General features: G+C 52.0%; 14 protein-coding genes. 1 reads left to right on the forward strand and 13 read right to left on the reverse strand.

Annotation, left to right across the window (positions count from 1 at the left end; translation table 11 throughout):
- The first annotated feature begins 61 nt into the window (after positions 1–61).
- Complete coding sequence (locus tag Kalk_RS10645) at positions 62–457, forward strand: globin (RefSeq protein WP_101894229.1); 396 nt, start codon at positions 62–64, stop codon at positions 455–457.
- On the opposite strand, the gene Kalk_RS10650 is transcribed toward Kalk_RS10645, so the two are convergent.
- The 13 genes from Kalk_RS10650 to Kalk_RS10710 form a co-directional block, all read right to left on the reverse strand.
- Positions 454–1,062, reverse strand: coding sequence for a GNAT family N-acetyltransferase (locus tag Kalk_RS10650; protein WP_101894230.1), 609 nt, complete (start codon positions 1,060–1,062; stop codon positions 454–456). The two genes, Kalk_RS10645 and Kalk_RS10650, sit on opposite strands and share 4 nt — an antisense overlap.
- Positions 1,063–1,180: 118 nt before the next feature.
- A complete protein-coding gene (locus Kalk_RS10655; protein ID WP_101894231.1) occupies positions 1,181–2,143 on the reverse strand; it encodes an alpha-E domain-containing protein in 963 nt (320 codons plus the stop codon).
- Entirely contained in the window at positions 2,143–3,594 is a 1,452-nt protein-coding gene (locus Kalk_RS10660) for a circularly permuted type 2 ATP-grasp protein (RefSeq protein ID WP_101894232.1), read from the reverse strand. The genes Kalk_RS10655 and Kalk_RS10660 overlap by 1 nt, the downstream gene beginning before the upstream one ends.
- 44 nt (positions 3,595–3,638) lie before the next feature.
- Complete coding sequence (locus Kalk_RS10665) at positions 3,639–4,520, reverse strand: transglutaminase family protein (protein ID WP_101894233.1); 882 nt, start codon at positions 4,518–4,520, stop codon at positions 3,639–3,641.
- Positions 4,517–7,114: a circularly permuted type 2 ATP-grasp protein gene (locus Kalk_RS10670; protein ID WP_101894234.1), complete on the reverse strand. Its 2,598-nt coding sequence runs from the start codon at positions 7,112–7,114 to the stop codon at positions 4,517–4,519. The genes Kalk_RS10665 and Kalk_RS10670 overlap by 4 nt, the downstream gene beginning before the upstream one ends.
- 49 nt (positions 7,115–7,163) lie before the next feature.
- Positions 7,164–10,511, reverse strand: a complete 3,348-nt coding sequence (locus Kalk_RS10675) for a transglutaminase family protein (RefSeq protein ID WP_101894235.1) — start codon at positions 10,509–10,511, stop codon at positions 7,164–7,166.
- 212 nt (positions 10,512–10,723) lie between these two features.
- Complete coding sequence (locus Kalk_RS10680) at positions 10,724–11,563, reverse strand: hypothetical protein (RefSeq protein WP_158643435.1); 840 nt, start codon at positions 11,561–11,563, stop codon at positions 10,724–10,726.
- Between the two features lie 68 nt (positions 11,564–11,631).
- Complete coding sequence (locus Kalk_RS10685) at positions 11,632–12,837, reverse strand: hypothetical protein (protein WP_101894237.1); 1,206 nt, start codon at positions 12,835–12,837, stop codon at positions 11,632–11,634.
- A gap of 2 nt (positions 12,838–12,839) precedes the next feature.
- Positions 12,840–13,994, reverse strand: a complete 1,155-nt coding sequence (locus Kalk_RS10690; protein WP_101894238.1) for a methanobactin export MATE transporter MbnM — start codon at positions 13,992–13,994, stop codon at positions 12,840–12,842.
- Positions 13,995–14,008: 14 nt separating this feature from the next.
- Positions 14,009–14,860, reverse strand: coding sequence for an MbnP family copper-binding protein (locus tag Kalk_RS10695; protein ID WP_158643436.1), 852 nt, complete (start codon positions 14,858–14,860; stop codon positions 14,009–14,011).
- Positions 14,861–15,009: 149 nt separating this feature from the next.
- Positions 15,010–17,118, reverse strand: coding sequence for a hypothetical protein (locus tag Kalk_RS10700; protein ID WP_158643437.1), 2,109 nt, complete (start codon positions 17,116–17,118; stop codon positions 15,010–15,012).
- A 283-nt stretch (positions 17,119–17,401) separates the two neighbouring features.
- Positions 17,402–18,040 (reverse strand): FMN-dependent NADH-azoreductase, encoded by a 639-nt coding sequence (locus tag Kalk_RS10705; protein WP_101894241.1) that lies wholly within the window; start codon positions 18,038–18,040, stop codon positions 17,402–17,404.
- Positions 18,041–18,051: 11 nt separating this feature from the next.
- Positions 18,052–19,197, reverse strand: coding sequence for a hypothetical protein (locus Kalk_RS10710; RefSeq protein WP_158643438.1), 1,146 nt, complete (start codon positions 19,195–19,197; stop codon positions 18,052–18,054).
- Between the last annotated feature and the right edge of the window lie 8 nt (positions 19,198–19,205).

The raw sequence follows: 19,205 nt of genomic DNA on the forward strand, positions 1-19,205 counted from the left end.
GATAAATACGCTGGCTGGTTATGCTTTTAGAATACGTACGCAGCTTATGCCGGATACCAGGATGAATCACTCAGAACTTATTAATCTATCGCTCGAACAAGCTGTAGCAGCTTTAGGCGACCCTACAGACCCAGTGTTTGAATTGATGTATACCCGCCATCCGGAGTTAAAAGAGTTTCTGCGGGAGGATAACTCTTGGCAGAATTACATGATTCAGGAGATTCTGCAAAACTTGATGGCAATGAGTGAAGATCCAAGCGTGGCGCTTGCCATCATCCGCGATATGACCCAGCACCATCAAATGATTGGCATAACCGCGGAAACCTTCAAGGGGCTATACCAAGCATTGCTCGACACCATAGTGCCTGTATTAAGCGGCCCATTACGGGACGAGATGGTCACACTGTGGCAGGATACGATCAATCGTATCAACCACAGTGTTGATTCAGCGTTTTAGGGCATCAATGCCAATTCCATCTTGCGAGCGGAATTAACACCGGCTTTCGGATTGGAGAAATGTTTCTCTTTCATCACTTGCAGGCCCAAACGGGTATACAGAGCCTGCCCGCGCGGATTGGCCACCGACACATCCAAGCCAAACAGGTTGTAGCCCTTTTCTCTGGCTTCCTGTAATTTGTGCTGAATTATTTTTGTGCCAATACCCTGACTGCGCAGCTTATCTGACACCCCAAAGTTAGAAAGATAAAGCTCACCAGGTTTGGGGGCCCGCATCACGCTCTTGATATGACGGGAGCGCAACATAACGGGCACGACACCGAAGTAGCCGAAAAAGCCCACCATATTTTTGATACTGCCTTTTAACAGGCGCTCATAATTGTCACGGTCGTAAAAACAGCCGGTGCCCACTACTTCGCCATCACACAGCGCCACTGTGACGTTGGGGTGTCCGGCAAAACCGATACCTGAGGCAAATTCATAGCGCAAATAATCGAGGGCTTTGGATTTATAGAGGTAGCTGTACATGTCCGGTCCCGAGCTGTACATCAACTCGGCGATGGCTCCAACATCATCTGCCCGCGCAGTTCGGATTTCGATTTCCATTCAAAGTAGTCCTACAATTTATTAGCAGGATAATGTGACATAAAGCGAAAGGGGAAACAATTGCCTGTGATGATTCGTCGTATCCAAACCATCACAGGCCAGCTTGCTTTTATATAGCTCAGGATGCCTGCTGTTGCTGCTGAGCAGAAATCCGCCCGGTGAGGAAATACTGCTCGTTTAAGGCCTCATGTATGTGATTCATTTCAATCTGAATATGATCAATAAAATCATGCAACATGACTTGATCGTAGGCCTGCAACTCAGCCCCCTGGATCAAACGCTTGGCCTGATGAATGCGACGCAAGGTATTTTCATAGTCCGGCAGCTCCTGTACGCAGCGCTCCATCTGCTGCACACAAAATAGGATCGAACGCGGGAAGCGCTGGGATTGAAACAGGAATTTCACCACATCACTGCGACGGATTCGAGCCTGCATGGCCTGCCGGTACATCTGATACGCTGTGAGTGATTTCAATACACTCATCCACTGGATATTTTCGAACGGGCGCAATTCCATGCTTTCTTCGGTAAGCAGGTTGGCAGAGCGCACATCAATGATACGGGATGTCATGTCCGAGCGTTCGATGTTGCGACCCATGCGAATAAACAAATAACCTTGATCACGATTCACAGTGCCGGACAACAATCCAACAATGGTTTGATTGCGCAGAATGACTTCATTGAGATAGCTGAATCGCCCCCGCTTCGACATGGCCACATTGAGCTGATCTTTGGCATAGTGATTGAGGGCGTTGATTTGCTCCCAGGCTTCACGAGGAATGACATCGCGCACTGTTCGTGCGTTTTCCCGCGCCCATTTCAGCGAATTGGCAATAGATACCGGGCTTTCAGGATCACTGATGAGGTATTTCATCACCGAGCGTTCTTCGAAGTTATCGTTCCGCTTCACGTAAATATCACGGGTGCCGGTAATGTCGATCAGAGGCTCCCAACCCAGTACCGTTCTCTTGGGTATATCCAGGATCAGGTTGGCGTTTACGTTGATGAGGCGCGCCATGTTTTCGGCACGCTCCATATAACGGGCCATCCAGTACAGTGTTTCTGCAACGCGCGCCAGCATCAGGCATCCTCCTCCACGATCCAGGTGTCTTTACTGCCACCACCTTGGGATGAATTAACGACCAACGACCCTTTTCGCAGGGCGACCCGGGTCAGGCCACCCATGGTGACGGAGATGCTGTCACCACTGAGAATAAATGGACGCAAATCCACGTGGCGGGGTTCTACACCGTGATCAATGAACGTTGGCACCGTGGATAAACCCAGTGTCGGCTGTGCGATGTAGTTACGTGGATCTTTTTTAATAAGTTGCGCAAATTTTTCGCGCTCTTTTTTACTGGCTACCGGGCCGATCATCATGCCGTAACCACCGGATTCATTGGCGGGTTTGACCACCAGATCCGCCAGGTTGTTGAGCACGTAATCCTGTTCATCCTGATACATGCAACGATAAGTGGGCACGTTGGGCAACAGCACGTCTTCGCCCAGATAGTATTTGATAATCTCCGGAACAAACGCATATACAACTTTATCATCCGCCACGCCTGCACCGGGGGCATTAGCCAAAGCTACATTGCCCTTTTTCCATGCCCGTAACAGGCCCGGCACACCCAGCATTGATTTTTTATCAAATGCTTCCGGATCCAGAAACAGGTCATCGATACGGCGATAAATTACGTCCACCCGCTGCAAACCTTCTACGGTGCGCATGTACACGCAGTCATCGTCGCACACCACCAGATCCCGGCCTTCTACTAATTCGCAACCCATCTGCTGAGCCAGATAGGCGTGCTCAAAATAGGCAGAGTTGAAGATGCCGGGAGTAAGCACCACCACTTCAGGGTAATCCGCCGGACGCGGCGACAGGGAGGCCAACATATCGAACAGCTGGGAACAGTAATCGTCCACTGGCTGAATGTTGTAACTTTCAAACAGTTCAGGAAACACCCGCTTCATTACGGAACGGTTTTCCAGCATGTAGGAAACGCCAGAAGGCACTCGCAGGTTATCTTCCAGCACGTACATGGTGCCATCGGAATCCCGCACCAGATCGGATCCACAAATGTGGGCCCAGATATTACGTGGCGGAGAGATGCCAACACATTCTTTGCGAAAGTTAACAGAGTTCGCCAACAGTTCGGCTGGGAACACTTTGTCTTTGATGATCTTCTGATCGTGATAGATATCATCGATAAAAAGATTCAGCGCATGAACTCGCTGCTTAAGGCCTTTTTCGATGGGATCCCATTCTGATTTAGGGATCATGCGCGGAAGGATGTCTAGGGGCCAAGAGCGATCTATTGAGCCTTCTTCCTCGGTGTATACTGTGAAGGTGATGCCCATTTCTTTAATAGACAGCTCGGCCACCGCTTTACGGGTTTCGAGTTCTTCGTCGCTGTGATCCACCAGAAACTTGGCCAAGTTTTTTGCATACTTACGCGGTTTGCCTTTGGACTGCATCAACTCATCAAAGAACTTGCCTGGATCGTATTCATTCCAACTTAGAGACATATTATCGCTTCTTTCTGCTGCAAAAATGCGTTGAGTGGAGCGTGCTATTCTTCAATGCGGCGCACATCTACGGACACACTTAGCTCGTGATCGTCGCCACCATAAATCACCCCTTTAAGCGGGGTTACATCTGCAAAATCTCTGCCAAAGGCCAATGTTATATGCTGATCGCCTGCCACCATGTTATTGGTGGGATCAAGATGCATCCAGCCGTGATCCGGCAAATACACAGCAAGCCAGGCATGGGATGCATCAGCCCCCTCCAGCTTTTCTTGGCCGGGTGGCGGCAGGGTTTCCAAGTATCCGCTTACGTAACCTGCGGCCAACCCCATGGAGCGTATGCAAGCAATACCCAAGTGTGCAAAATCTTGACACACTCCACGTCGGTGTTCCAGCACGGTCTTCAACGGGGTGCTGATGCTGGAGAAGCCGGGGTCGTATTTAAAATCCTTGAATATCCGCTCCACCAGCTCACGAATGGCTTCCATCACCGGCCGACCAGGCTTGAACGATTTATCAGCGTATTCCTTTACCTCATCGAAAACAGGAATCAGCATGGATGGCAGGATGTATTCCCGCACCACAATCTGTTCTGGATCAGTTGTGGTTTTCAAACTGTCCCGCACGAATTCCCAAGGGTAGTCTGCGGAAAACAACGCCTGTTGGGCGTGCGCCAGAACCTGCACTTCACTGTACACGGTTACTGACAGCTCTCGGTGGGGCTGCAGAATATCGAAGCTGGTGACTTGGTTGCCAAAATAGTCAAAACGCTTGTGGAGCGATTCTGGTGCAGGGTGAATAACAAACCGATTGCGCGCACAGGTTTGGTGCGCGCTATTGACCGGTGACATGCGCGCCTCATTAAAACACATGCTTACCTGGCTGCTGTATTCGTAGTGCGTGGTGTGTTTGATGCGGTATTTCATGCCGGCAGCTCCAGTTTGGTGGGTGCCAACTGACGCACATTCTGGGTATGGGTGAAGTATTTCTGATGCAGCAGTTCAGCAACTTTTTCTAATCTGCGCTCAACGCTGTCCAGCAGTTTCGCCAACGCGCGCCGGGTTTTCAGTTCGTCGCTGACGTTAGCCAGTTTTTCAACTTCGACCATTTTGATTTCGGTACTGACTTGCAGAATCAGGCGCTGCTCCCGACTCAAATGATGAGAGGGTGTTTTCAGCGGATTGGGCAGCTCATCCATCAGCGCCTTGATTTTGTCCACCTGATAGGCCAGTGAACGGGGGTGACGAGTATCCAGCAACATCAAGTCCAGCACTGTGAATATGTGCTGCACCGAGCGATAACGGCGTCGGTGAGTAATCAGACTTTCGTGGTTTACTAAGGTTGCCTCCAGCATAAGATGCTCTGGCACATCACCGCAATGGGTCACAAAACAGGTGCGTATAAAGGTAATTAACTGCAAAGCCCGCTCTACACGGCGACCGATATTCAACAGGTACCAGCCGTGCTCATGGGGCATGCTTTCCTGGGTCTGGGCCGTGAACGCCATAAGGGACGCCAGCAGGCTGTCCAGCTCGGTTTGCAGAACCGAGAAACGGGCTTTGTTGGAGCTTAAGTATTGCAGGTTTTCATCGATGTCATCCACCACCCGCCAGGTGTCTACGGACCACAAATCACGCACGTTGTAAGCGCTTTGCAATAATGCATTCAGGGTGCCAATCAAACTGCTGCGATGTTCACGGTTCAGCACCATATCCATGATATGAAGACGGGGTCGCTGCAGTTTTTCCTTGGCATCCTCACCGGTAAAGCCGGGGTATACGTAGGTGAAATGGGTCAGGGTTTCCAGCAGATGTTGCAATACGATGTGATCGGATTCATCCCGATAGTCGTCGTAGTCGGCGAGTTTATTCAGTACGGTACGAATCAGTCGCAACAGGCCTTCGGCACGCTCGGAATAGCGGCCCACCCAGAACAGGTTCTCACCGGAGCGCGACGGCAACAGGCCTTCGCCGATCATGAGACTTTCCATCTGACGGATGTTAGGCCAGAGACTGGCCTGATGCACCGGCTTGTCTGCCAGTATCCAGGTGTCTTTTGACAGGCCGCCGGTCTGATTGGTGACAAACAGTGCGCCTTCATCCTGGGCTACTCGGGTGAGGCCACCGGGCATGACATCGTAGTCGCCCTGGTGTGCAGTCAGATAGGTGCGCAGCAACACTCGTCTGGGTACTATTTTGCCATTGCGCAACGACGGCGCGGTAGAGCAACTCAGCACTTGCTGACCAACATACAAGTAAGGTGCTGCATTGATGCGCTCTTTTACTTCTTTGAGCTGCTTTTCATTCAATTGGGAGCAGAATATCGAAGGACCGCGGCGATCAATGGGTTTGATCACCAAATCTTTCAGGTTTGCCAGTACGTAGTCGCGCTCTTTTTTCTGACCACACCACCAAGTGGCTGCAGAGGGCAGCAGGATCTCTTCCCCCAGCCAATGTTTGGCAATATTGGGTAAAAACGGCATCAGGGCAGGGCTTTCCAGAATGCTGGAGCCCAGCGGGTTGGCAATGATGACGTTACCCAAGCGGGCTGCCTGCAGCAAACCGGGCACCCCCAGATGAGAATCCTCCCGCAGCTCAAGTGGATCACAGAAGCTGTCATCCACCCTGCGCACGATGATGTCCACCTGCTTGAGGCCATCCAGCGACTTCAACCATACTTTGCCATTGCGCACGGTGAGGTCGTCACCCTGCACCAGGCTGTAACCCAAATAGGAGGCAAGGTAGGCGTGTTCGAAATAGGTCTCGTTGTGGGGGCCCGGTGTCAGGATAACTACCCGTGGATCATCTTTACGATGAGGCAGCAGGCTCGCCAGCATGCTGCGCAAATGACGAAAGAAGATGGACAGACGGTGTACCTGTGTGCGACGGAATTCCTCCGCCATTACCCGCGTCATGGCCATGCGGGTCTCGAGGGCATAACCGGCACCGGAGGGCGCCTGGCTGCGATCACCCAGTACCCACATGCGACCATCCGGGCCGCGCGCCAGGTCAGCTGCGTACAGCAGTAAATGGGGTAAATCTTTCATCTGTACTTGATCGCATGCACGCAGAAAACCCTGCTGTGCGTAGATCAGTTCCGGGGGAATCAGGCCTTCTTTCACCAGTCGTCGCGGGCCGTATATATCCCTCAGGATCATGTCCAGCAGACGGGCGCGCTGCTTCAAGCCTACGCTGATCGCCTCCCAATCAACACTGTTGATGACCAGTGGTATCGGGTCGAGCTGCCAAGTGCGCTTTTGCCCTTTTGGATCGCTGTAGATATGGTAAGTAACACCGTTTTCCCGCAGCAAACGGCGCGCATCGGTGCGCCGCCGCTCCAGCTCGGTTTCACCCAAGCCGGTCAGATCTTTCATCAAGCGACGCCAATGGGGGTTGGTGCTGTTGCTGTCCGCACCCCACATCTCGTCGTAACCCGCCAGTCCCTCTGGGTAATGAGCCAGTATCTGTTCCAGACTGGGTTCCGCCGCGATGATCTTTTTATCTTCTGCCTGTGTTGCCATAAGCCCCTGTGGGCACCTCAAACTACCAATTGGCACTCAGTATAACTGGTTACGAGAGAGTTCGCAGAGGCTTCCGCAGGTCTAGAGTATAGGGGTATTCACGGGATGGTTCTTCCGGCGGTGGCGTCATAGGGCCAACGCCGCTGCCATGGGGGTAGAAGCGATCCTCGCTATGCAGGAACGGGCGCACCTCCGGCGGCACAGTCAAGGGCCCCTGGGTATGGCCGTGGCTCCAGAAACGGCTGATGCGGCGGCCTTCTGCCTCATAAGCGTTCACTGGGAAGGTGTCATAGCTGCGGCCACCGGCGTGGTGCACATGGTAGGTACAGCCACCAATCGAACGCCCGTTAAAGGTATCGATCAGGTCAAACACCAAAGGTGAATGTATGCCGATGGTGGGGTGCAGCGCAGAGGGCGGCTGCCAGGCACGATAACGTACCCCGGCCACATACTCACCATGAACGCCGGTGCTCTTAAGGGGAACCTGACGGCCATTACAGGACAGCACATAGCGCCCTTCGCTGAGACCTTTCAGTTTCACCTGCATACGCTCAACCGATGAGTCAACAAAGCGGGAGGTGCCGCCCCGGGATACTTCCTCGCCCATAACATGCCAGGGCTCAATGGCGGTTTGCAGTTCGATCTCGATATCGCGAATATTAACCCGCCCATAGTGGGGGAAGCGGAATTCTAAAAAGGGCTCCAGCCACTCAAGCTGGAAGGCATAGCCCTGCAACTGCATGAATTCACACACATCACGCAAATCCCCCCACACGTAATGGGGCAGCATAAAGCGATCATGCAGCTCTGTACCCCAACGTACCAACCTGTGCTCATAAGGCTTGTTCCAGAACATCATCAACAGCGTGCGCAACAACAGCATCTGCACCAAGCTCATGCGGGCATGAGGCGGCATTTCGAAGGCGCGGAATTCGAGAATCCCCAAACGCCCCGTGGCGGAATCAGGGGAATACAGTTTATCGATACAGAATTCAGAACGGTGGGTGTTACCGGAAATATCCACCAGCAGATTGCGCAATAAACGGTCAACCAGCCAAGGCACGGACACATCGCCTTTGGGCATCTGGCCGAAGGCAATTTCCAATTCGTACAGGCTTTCGTGACGACCTTCATCCACCCGTGGTGCCTGACTGGTTGGGCCGATAAAAAGCCCGGAGAACAGATATGACAAACCCGGGTGATGCTGCCAGAAGGTAATCAGGCTGCGCAGAACATCTGGCCGCCGTAACAGTGGGGAATCCGCAGGCGTCGCTCCCCCCATGGTGACGTGATTACCACCGCCGGTGCCTGCATGACGGCCATCCACCATGAACTTCTCTGTACCCAGGCGACAGCGGTGGGCCATCTCATACAGGTCTATGGTGTTCTTCTGCATTTCATCCCAGGTGTGCACGGGGTGAACGTTGACTTCGATAACACCGGGATCCGGGGTCACCATGAATTTCTCCAGGCGGTTATCTTTGGGGGGCTCATAGCCCTCCAGCACCACCGGCATGCTCAGTTCCCGCGCACAGGATTCGATGGCGGTCATCAACTGTATAAAATGATCACCGTGAGTAATCGGTGGCATGAACAGATACAAACAACCGTTGCGCACCTCTACGCAAAGCGCCGTTTGCACAAAGGCTTCCGTTTCGTTTACCTCGTCGGTCGTGGCTGATTCCAAAGGCTCAAGGCTCGGCGGATAGTAAGGCAAGGCGGGCGCAGCCTCAAACAAGCTCATAGGCTGATGGTGCTCACGCTTGTCTGCAGGCAGCCAATTGATGACCTCCAAAGGCAAACGCATGCCGATGGCGGAATCACCCGGCACCAGATGCAGATGGCCACGACGAAACGTCCAGCTACAACTGTGCCACGCCCCTTGCTGCCAATCCCAACTTAGGGGCAACACGTAACCCACCGGCTGATCAAGGCCGCGCTGCAGTTGCTTTAACAGCCGTTTGCGCTCAGCACCCAGCTTTAGATCATGTTGCAGCAGATCCAGTTTTTCCGGCAAGTTGCCTTCCTGCCAGAGGTAATAGATGGCGTCTTCAAACGCGGGCATGGCAAAACGCCCGGGCAAACGCAGATTCTTACACAGGGTCTGCATAAAACTCTGAGCATCATCTACGTCAAAGCCATAGTCATGATTGGGGTCTGCCAGCAGATCAGGGTAATGCCACAGCGCTTGGCCATCCTTACGCCAATAGCACGCATATTGCCAACGGGGCAACGGCTCCCCCGGATACCATTTGCCCTGGCCATAATGCTTGATGCCACCAGAGGCAAAGTGATCCTGCATCGCCAGGAAGAGATTATGAGCCAACTTGCGCTTCTGCGGACTATCGGCTGTGGTATTCCATTCCGGTGATTCCATATCGTCCACCGACACAAAGGTAGGCTCCCCTCCCATGGTCAGGCGCACGTCATTGGCCATGAGCTCCTCATCCACCTTGTAACCCAGCGCTTGAATGTTAAGCCACTGGTCTTCAGTGTATGGCTTGGTCACCCGCGGGTCTTCGTGAATACGATCCACCCGGTTTTCAAATTCAAACTCCACTTCGCATTTGCCGGTGGCCCCGGTAACCGGTGCAGCACTGACCGGATCAGGTGTGCAAGCAAGCGGAATATGGCCTTCACCGGCGAATAAGCCGGAGGTTGGATCAAGGCCGATCCAGCCTGCACCAGGCACAAATACTTCTGTCCATGCATGCAGATCGGTGAAATCCGCTTCCGGGCCAGAAGGGCCATCCAGGGATTTCACATCGGATTTCAATTGCACCAGATAGCCCGACACAAAGCGCGCGGCCAGGCCCAGATGACGCAGAATCTGCACCAACAGATAGGCCGAATCACGGCAGGACCCCACTTTGCGCGTCAGGCTTTCCTCGCAGGTCTGAACCCCTGGCTCCATACGGATGGAGTATTCGATGTCGTTAAAGAGCAGCTGGTTCAGCTCTACCAGAAAGTCGACGATATTGCGCTTTTTGCGATTTACTTTTTCCAGCCACTTAAGCAGCATCGGGCCTTCTTCTTTTATCTCAAGATAAGGCACCAGCTCCTTGGCCAGCTGCTTTTCGTATTTGAACGGGTAATCGTCGGCGTACTCTTCCACGAAGAAATCAAACGGATTGATCACCTTCAGATTGGCGATTACCTCAACGTCCACCTCCAGCTCTTTGGCCGGTTCCAAAAACACCACCCGCGCCAGAAAGTTTCCAAACGGATCCTGCTGCCAGTTGATGAAATGATTTTCAGGCTTGATTTTAAACGAGTAACCCTCGATGGGTGTGCGACTGTGCACAGCCGGACGCAAACGGAATACATGAGGGAACAGCTTAACGTTCCGGTCATAGGAATACTTGGTATGGTGGCGAATGGCGACTCGAATGGACATAGTGTTCCTTGCAGCAATGTTCAACGCATAATGAGGTTAATACCATGAAATGCCTTGCTCAAGACAGCAAAACCTCACCAACAAAGCAGCGCAAGTTTTATGCCATGAGTGAGCTAGGTGATTATGGGGGATAATGGACGCAACCGGATTTACCCTGCGCCAACAGCGCGCACGCTGAGCGGAAAGTGCTCAGCATTGGCGCCAGGCAGTGCTTAAAATGCACTGGTTAGATAGAAATTGACTCCGCTTAATTTGTTTTCGTAGGCAAACCGGTATGTATCCGTGGTTTCCGTAATGTTAAGGCCAGTACTGCCCACGCCAATGCCCAATCCCAGATAATCGAGCACTTGGTATTCTATTGCGAATTGAAGATCTGAAAATGAGCCAGACCAGTCTTCATAACGCATGGCGAACAGATCTGCCTGTAGGAACCAGGACAATTTAGGAGTGATCGAATACTGCACCCCCAAACCAAAATTCGGCAGTGGAATGGTGCTGGACATCCTACGCGCTTCTTGGGTCGAGCTTGCACCAACATTGTTCTCCACATCCAGATCCACTTCAAACGTGGTGCCGTGTATACCCGCACTGGTATAGAGCTCAACCTTATCATTATGATAAAACGACCATAAATAGCTTAGTTTGAATATGTTATAGTCAAGGTCGGTATCCACTGAAGCACCAGCACTGATGGTATACTCGTTCCCATCAGAATCTATCCACTCCACATCCTGATCCAGCGTATTAACACCACGACTGCTAATGCGGTACCAAGTCAAGCTCATCGCATGCTCGGAATTAATGCGATACTTGCCATCAAATCGGAATACCGACTGCTCCAGATCCGTTCCGAAAGTATCTGCAGGGTTAACAGATACTCCTGCACCAGCCTCGCGCTCGGTTGCCAGTATATAGGTATCCGCTTTCATCACCGCAAAATACCCCAAACTAAGCTTGGTGCGGGGCATCTCTTTTGCCCAGACCGATTCTGTAGCCAGGACAGCACTCAACATAGCCACTACGGGCACCAACAATCTCATCGCGTTCCGCACGTTAATTCACCTCAGCCAAATAGTTCACCACTAGTGTATACCAGTACAGCCTTGGCGATCATCTTAAATCAGAGTGCAGCCTTCCACACCATGCCCACTGCGAAGCGTTGCTGTTGCTCGGACTGGATTTGGTCATCCATTGCCTCCAGCCGCACAGCGACATCCGGATGCAACTGCCAACGATAAATAACACTGGTACGATTAGGATTGTGCCCCTGGTTATACAGTTGAGTTTCTATCGCCATCGCCTCTGCAGCCGCTCCACTAAGCTCGTTCTCTACAACCAGCTGTTCCCAGCGCAGGCCCCACTGATGATTACCATGCCGGACGCTGGCCTGCAGCCAACCGCCATTGTCGTCCGCATCCAGATCAGCCCTGCGGGTGGCATCCCGCAACACCCCAGCGGTATTTACCTGCAACCACTGCGCATCTACATTCAGGGCTGTCTGCACCGTCCATTGCCAATCTAACCGCACAAAAGCACCGGCCATTTCGGTATTACCATCAAACCAGTACTCAGGCGCAACCACCAAAGCCGCCCCCCCGTGCTGGTGCCCATCCGCGCTGTAACGACTGTCCTGACGATTCATCGCATCTGCTTGCAACCACCAAAGCCCGGCATGGTAGCGCAGCGCGCCATGCCGATCACGAACATGAATATACGCATCGCTGCTGCCTCCGCCCTCTCCGGGTGTGGCGGGGAAAGCAGTACCACGCCAGCTTTCCAAGCCTAACTGCAACGGCCCACGACTCAACACCAGGCGTACCCCTTCATCATTTAACTGACGCCCCAAAAAGGCATCGAGTGCCAGTGGCGTTTCGCTGAACAAACGATCACTGGCATGTTCACCATTAGCAGGTGTCATGGCTGCTGCCATCCTCCCGGCCACTATCGTTGCCAGCATCGGCCCGACATCAAAATCCAGACCGGCAAAGGCATGATGTAACTCCGCCTCCTGGCCTCCGGCGTGACTGGATACCTGAAGGTAACCAAACACATCGTGAACCGAGCGGTGATATACACCCACACGGGCTTCATCCACACTGATTCCTTCTTCAACCGGATAGGCCTCGCCCCCCATCAGCACACCGGGAATTTGCCACCGACCGTTGCTCAGCAAAACGCCTTGATCACGCCAGGTAACACTGACCGCCGCTTCTGCTTTAGTGCCAGGCTCCGGGTTCAGATCACCGTGACCATAAGTGGAGGACGCAACACACAGGCACACTGCGACCAATACGAATCTGCCAATACCACAAGTAAACAATTGCATGATTAATTCCAGGGATCACTGAAACGCGCTGATGTCACAAACTCGTTGTCCGTCAGGCTTTTGAGAAATTCGATCAAATCTGCTTTCTGTTGATTATTGATTGAAAAACCGTTCACAAAACTATCTTTAAACGGATTGAGTCGGCCATCCCCCATATAAGGACCACTCTCAACATTGCGCCCACCTGCAGCGTAGAAATCCACAACCTGTTCCAAGGTAGCGATGCTGCCATCGTGCATATAGGGTGCGGTGAGCTCCACATTACGCAAAGTCGGTGCACGAAATTTTCCCATATCAGAAGGATCACTGGTGGCTTCAAACAGGCCTTGGTTATCCGCAGGAAAATCACCTGTGCCGCCAATATTGTAAAGTCCGGTGTTGTGGAAAGGCCGCTCCACAAACGCAATGGTGCGATCTACATTTGAGTCGGTAAAGTTATATCCACCATGACAATGAAAGCACTCCAGATCTTCGCTAAAGAACAGCGTTTGACCACGTTTGGCGGAATCTGAAAGGGCTTGGGCATCGCCCATTTGAAAGCGATCAAAGGCACTGTTAAATGAAGTCAATCCACGGACAAAAGTGCCGGTAGCTGCAATGATATTGGCGAAGTTCACAGCACTCCCCTGCTCAGGGAAAGCAGCATCGAACAACGCGGCGTAACGTGGCTCATCCATAATACGCTGCAACACCGCATTTTGGTTGCTTTCATCGATTCCCTGCTCTATTGGATGTTCTGAAAACAGCGGAGTTTGCATTTGTGCTTCCAGCGTAATCAACGCAGGGTTGGCCCAGGTCAGGGTTGCGTTGTAAGCCACATTGGTCAAGGTTTGCGAATTACGGGGATGCATTTCGCCGGTGGAACCGATGGCCACCGTTAACCCATCGGTGAAGGCTTTATCCTGATGGTGACAGCTGGCGCAGGATTGAGTGCCATTGCCAGACAAGCGCACATCGTAGAACAAATGACGACCCAGCTGAAACTTCTCCTCCGTCATCGGGTTGCCAATTGGCTCCAGCGGTAAAGGAATACCATCGCGGATCGCCCAGGCAAACTCGGTGTCGCTTATATTGCCATCATCCACGGTAGTACTGCTGCTGCCACACCCGTAAATGCATATTGACAGCATAACCACAGCGCTGCTCAGGAACTTCATAACATCAACCCTGATCAGTCAGCGACAGAAAATACCGTTTGGGTCAAACCTGGATCGTTCTCACCGCTAACCAGGCTTAAACCCAACTGGGTGAAAACTTCATTGCATTCAGGGTCTGTACCACCGGACATACAACCAGACGGGCCACCAAGATTGGTCGTGATGTCACTACCTTGCAACAAGGCTCCAAAGTCAATTTGAATACGCTGGGTTTGGTAGTTGAAGTTAGAAAGCGCGATCTGAGGACGATTAGAATGCGTGCATTCAATATCACCGCCACCGCCGGCTGCGCAACCAGTCGCACCGATGTGCAAGTTCCAGTTTGGCACATCAAAGCGAATAAACTTGTAGCCATTGGTCCAACCCCAGTTCATGCCCGTTATATTGAAAGGGCTGACACTGACCTGCTCCAGATGATTAAGATGCTGAGGAATACCTACCGTAAAACGGACTGCATTAAAAACAGCGCCGCTATCGGGAACAGTTCCACTCACTGCACTATTGGTTTCTGCCGTACCGGTACATTCTCCAGTGGCGTTTTCAAAATCCAGCAGCGCCACACCCTGAGCCTGCCAATCGCTGGTATCCAACGTTAACGCCACCACCTCGTCAGCATCAGTTACAAGCTGTATGTCATGTACATACAGCCGGAAATCTTTGATCTGCGTGGTGGTCGCAGCGGTACCCACGTCGGTGTAATCCACATCACAGGCTAACGCAGCGCTGCCCATTACAGCGCTGAAATTAATCTCTACCGGAACGCTACGGGTAACTCCAGCTGCCGAAGCATCACTGGAACCGCTGCTTCCACCGCCGCATGCCACCAACGTGGCAACCCCGAAAATCACTGCAATACTGCGAATCATTAGAAGTGCACTCCCCATTGCTCATAACATAAGAGGCATATTGTAGGGAGCGGGGCACGGCAAAGGGATGTGGCATATTGTCGCAGGCAGGACAATCCTAAGCAGTCGCGCCTAGGATTGTCTAACGACAGAGGGGAGGGGGCTATAGCTTATAGACAAGGCCCACCTTGTATCCAGCCTTCACCCACGATAGGGGCTCGGCCTTCTGCAAGATGCTCCATAAAACAGCCATACTGATGCTTGGTGCCTTCCATATCAAAGGTGACATGATGGCCATTGTGATCAGGCAATACCGTGTTTTCATAACGCACGATGACCGCCGTGCGGGGGCCTTGACCTGGCACTTCAAAGTTGTTTACCACAGGGTAAGGCAACTGTCGCGCACCGCCAATTTCCAGATGAGGGAACAGGGTAGTATCATAAGTATCACCCAGATCAGGGCCAGCCAAATCCTCGCCTACCGCCAACATATGGGTACGCTGAACCGGTTCGCCACTGCCTTGATCATCAATACCGGAAATAGCCAAAACATGAGGGGCTTCTTTCAGAGGATAACGCAGAATGTTGTCCATATGCGGCACCACATCAGCACCCCCCATCAACCACTCCATCAACATCAGGAAGGGGTGTGCTTCATCCAGCTTCTGACCTGGCAGCAAATTGATAACACCGGCAGACATAGCCGTACGGAACGTGCTGCTGTTGGTGAACAGTTTCATCCAAGTGCCTGCCATACCAGTGAACAGCACACCTTCAAAAGGTTCTGGATCCGCTGCTAATTGCAGACTGGAAGTCCAGTTGCCCAGCGACTGTCCCATCAGCATTTGCATATCGGGATTGATACGGAAAGCAGTGGCACCGCCGGTATCGGCATCAGGGCACAAACCAGCATCCAGCTCCAGCTGATTCAAGAAACGGCGGAAGTAGGTACGCTCCCACACCATCTGATAGTAATTGTTGTACAGCGCCACCGGGTTGAACACGTTGTAACCAAACATACCGAAACCAAGCACCAGACCAAGATGATCAAGGGACATATGGCCCGCAAAGCCACTGCTGGCCCAGCCGCGTTCAGCCGCTATTTGTGATGGGCCATTACCACGATCCAGTACCTTGTAAGGCACCACAATATCGATCGCCGTACGCAGATATTTACCTCGGGTGAACACCTGCTCTGCATTACCCCCAGCACCGTGGTGGTAATACAGCATGGGGAAACCTTCCGCTGGCATAGTCTGCGTTTTAGGGATGGTAACGATGAACTCGGCATTACGGGTGTACTGCTGCACAGGATTGCCATTCTCATCCCAATCCACCTGACCGCCAGTCAAGATATAAGGTATAGCCCCACGCTGAAACCCAGGCACTTCCACGAATCCCTGCACGATACAGTAATCAGGAAACTCCTCCAGCAAGGTCACATCGGTTGCCGGTGCAATAGGCAGGCTGGCCGCATACTCGGCTCCCTTGCGCAACTTTACGGTAGGGTCGCCGGTAGTCCAAACCGTAGCACCGATGATGCTGCTGGCATCCAGACCTTGCTGCGCCATGTAATCACGCAGCGGGGCATAGACTTCCACTGCTCGGGAGGACAGTGGCACTTGCGCATCGGCGGGGTTCAGCAGGCCGGCCAACTGCTCATTCTGCTCTATGGTGTTGCCTTCAGGCAGGGGCACCTGATCGGTTACAAAAGCGGCGTAGGTAGTGCCGGGGCGTAGGTTGATACCCAACGTAGGAATAATCTGCAGCAAATCCATGGGACGGTAGGAGTCTGCTTTGGTGGTCATACTGATTTCGAGTGGGAAACGGCGGCCATACTCGGCGGAATCAGGATCCACATCCACAACCTGGATGGGAGAGTCCGCCCGAGCGTATTCCAAATCGGCATCGGGAAGGCTGTCGACATCAATCGCACCAGTAAATGGGATATATATAGGCGATATCGTGTGATAGCCGCCGATATTGATGTTATTTCGGATGCCATTTACATAGGTATTAGTGAGGATATGAAAGCGGCGGGGAAAGTCGTTAATATTGATGCTGCCGTCTTCATTTAGACGTAAATCCGTGGGAAACCCGTTGTTATAGAAGTTACCTGCTGTAGCCGAATTAGAAGTGGCGCTGTCGACAGAGGCATCTGTTCCAGCAACATTCATTTTCATTGCTACATTGGTGGATGTGGTAGATTTACACCCAGCCAATGAACCTAACGCAATCAACCCGACCAGCCCCAATGCTGCCGTTGCATTCTTTTTCATCAGTAACATCGTCTTCCCCGATTTATTATTCTGATTTTATAGTTATATAAGCATTCCATGCCAAGGATATGGACTCTATAGCCTTCTGATACTATAGCGATTCTGTGTTGTACTGGGTTGGATAATTGTAACCGGTTGTCAATGATAGATTTATCAACTGGCAGATCAGGCCACCTATGGACTTTGCTGAATAGAGCAGCATCTGCTTAAGCTTTCCCAACGCAGCCGCGTGCATGAAAAGTGGGGGCTTTCAACAAAGCCCCCCAAATATCCGTGGCTCGAATTACGCCGTCAGAGCATATTGTTCTATCATTGTTTCGATCTTGAACTCTGCGTTCTTCATGGCGTTAGCCACACCTTCAGGGCCGGTCGCCGTCATCGTCAGGTGTACAAACTCAACATTACAACCCATACAATATTGCAGCCACTGCTGCAGATATCGATAGGCAAAGTCTTCATGCTCGAGGCCAGATCCCGGAGTGTAGTCACCGCCGCTACTGGTTACCACGACTACATCTCTGGGGGGTAATACGGGGATATAGCCGTCTTCCGGGGTCCAGTTGAACGTCAATTGTGGTTGGGTAATGACGTCTACATAGTGTTTCAACCGATAGGGTATACCCCAGTTCCACATGGGCGCGCACAGAACGACCATATCGGCTTGAGCGAACTGAGTGACAAACCTATTGAGACGCTGCCAATGATCGGCCTGCTCCCCTGTCATAGGGGTGCCGGAAAACACGGCGTATTTCGCATCCATGGTAACGCCATTCATATCCGGCAAGTCCGTATTCCACAGATCCAGGCGATCCACTTCCCAGGTGTCCACACTCTGCAATCGCTCAATCAAGCGCAAAGCCATATCGGTGGTCAGCGAATTCTGCTTTCTTGGAGATGATTCGATCAATAATAGTTTTTTCATGCGTTTGCTCCTTAATGGGGTTCAAGATCATTGATGTACTGTCTGATTCTGCTCACTGCTTCTTCATCAATTACGTTAGTGCCAGTGAAGGGCATCTTCACGCCGACTTCCACAGAGAAGCCAGCTGAGTGATGCCAGCCTGGCACCGTAAATCGGTAGCGATCTGTTTCATTCGTCATTCGATAAAGCAATGCACTGCCACCCGCATTCCCTGGATCAATAACCTGCTGCGGAGAGTTCCCCGGATTAAGGTAGGGTGTAATGGATTTCGACAACGCAGTGCGATAGGTATCGTTTTCCTGAATAAATTCAGCCTGCGCCGGGTGATGGAAACTCAATGTTGTTGTGAATTCCGACATTCCTGCCGGGTTATGACAGTGGGCGCAGTTGCCATACAAATATCCAAATACGGATCTCTGCAGGGGGCTCTGCTCCGAGTCAGGGATTGCTGGAACAGTAGCCATACGATGAGTCGTCAACCTTACCTTCTCCAGATCAGACAACAACACCATTCGGTTCTTCAGCGGCTCTCCATGCATAGCATCGGGGTCGCGGTTATCCGAGAGCTGTAAGGCAGAAAATCCCAGTACCGGCGTTTTCTGGGGCCCACGCTCCAACCCTGCTTTGCTGTGGCAATATTGGCAGTCATGATGGGAGGGAATGCTATAATAGCGGTTGTTGGGTAACGCATAGTAGTCAGTGACCCCTTCCTCCGGCGCCCGATTTGCGTCGATCTGGTCATCATCCCAAAGGTACGTTTCCATCAGCCAATTCCCATCCTGCTGTTTCTCCAGCAGTCGGGTTTCTATTTTAATTCGCCGACCGCGCTCAATGAACGAAAACTCTTTCCATATTTTCGCACCAACCGGAAACTGCCAATTATCGGGGTCTTCTGTATTGATTCTTGATCGTTTTGGCAGATAGATCCAACGACGTTTCTCCGCGCCATCAGACCACAGTGGATACTGTGGCGAATAAGTCAGAAACAAACCTCGCTTAAAGTGAGTTAATTTTCGGAACCAAGTCGTGTCATAGGGTGCGCTCAACTCGTACTCAGCCATATACTGAAAATAGCCTGTGTCGCTGAGCCGATCGTATGCGTGGGAGGGCGTAGACAGCATCATGCACACTAAGCCCCATCCTAAAATCCATTTCATGTTATACC

It is taken from the genome of Ketobacter alkanivorans (assembly GCF_002863865.1).
GTDB lineage: Bacteria > Pseudomonadota > Gammaproteobacteria > Pseudomonadales > Ketobacteraceae > Ketobacter > Ketobacter alkanivorans.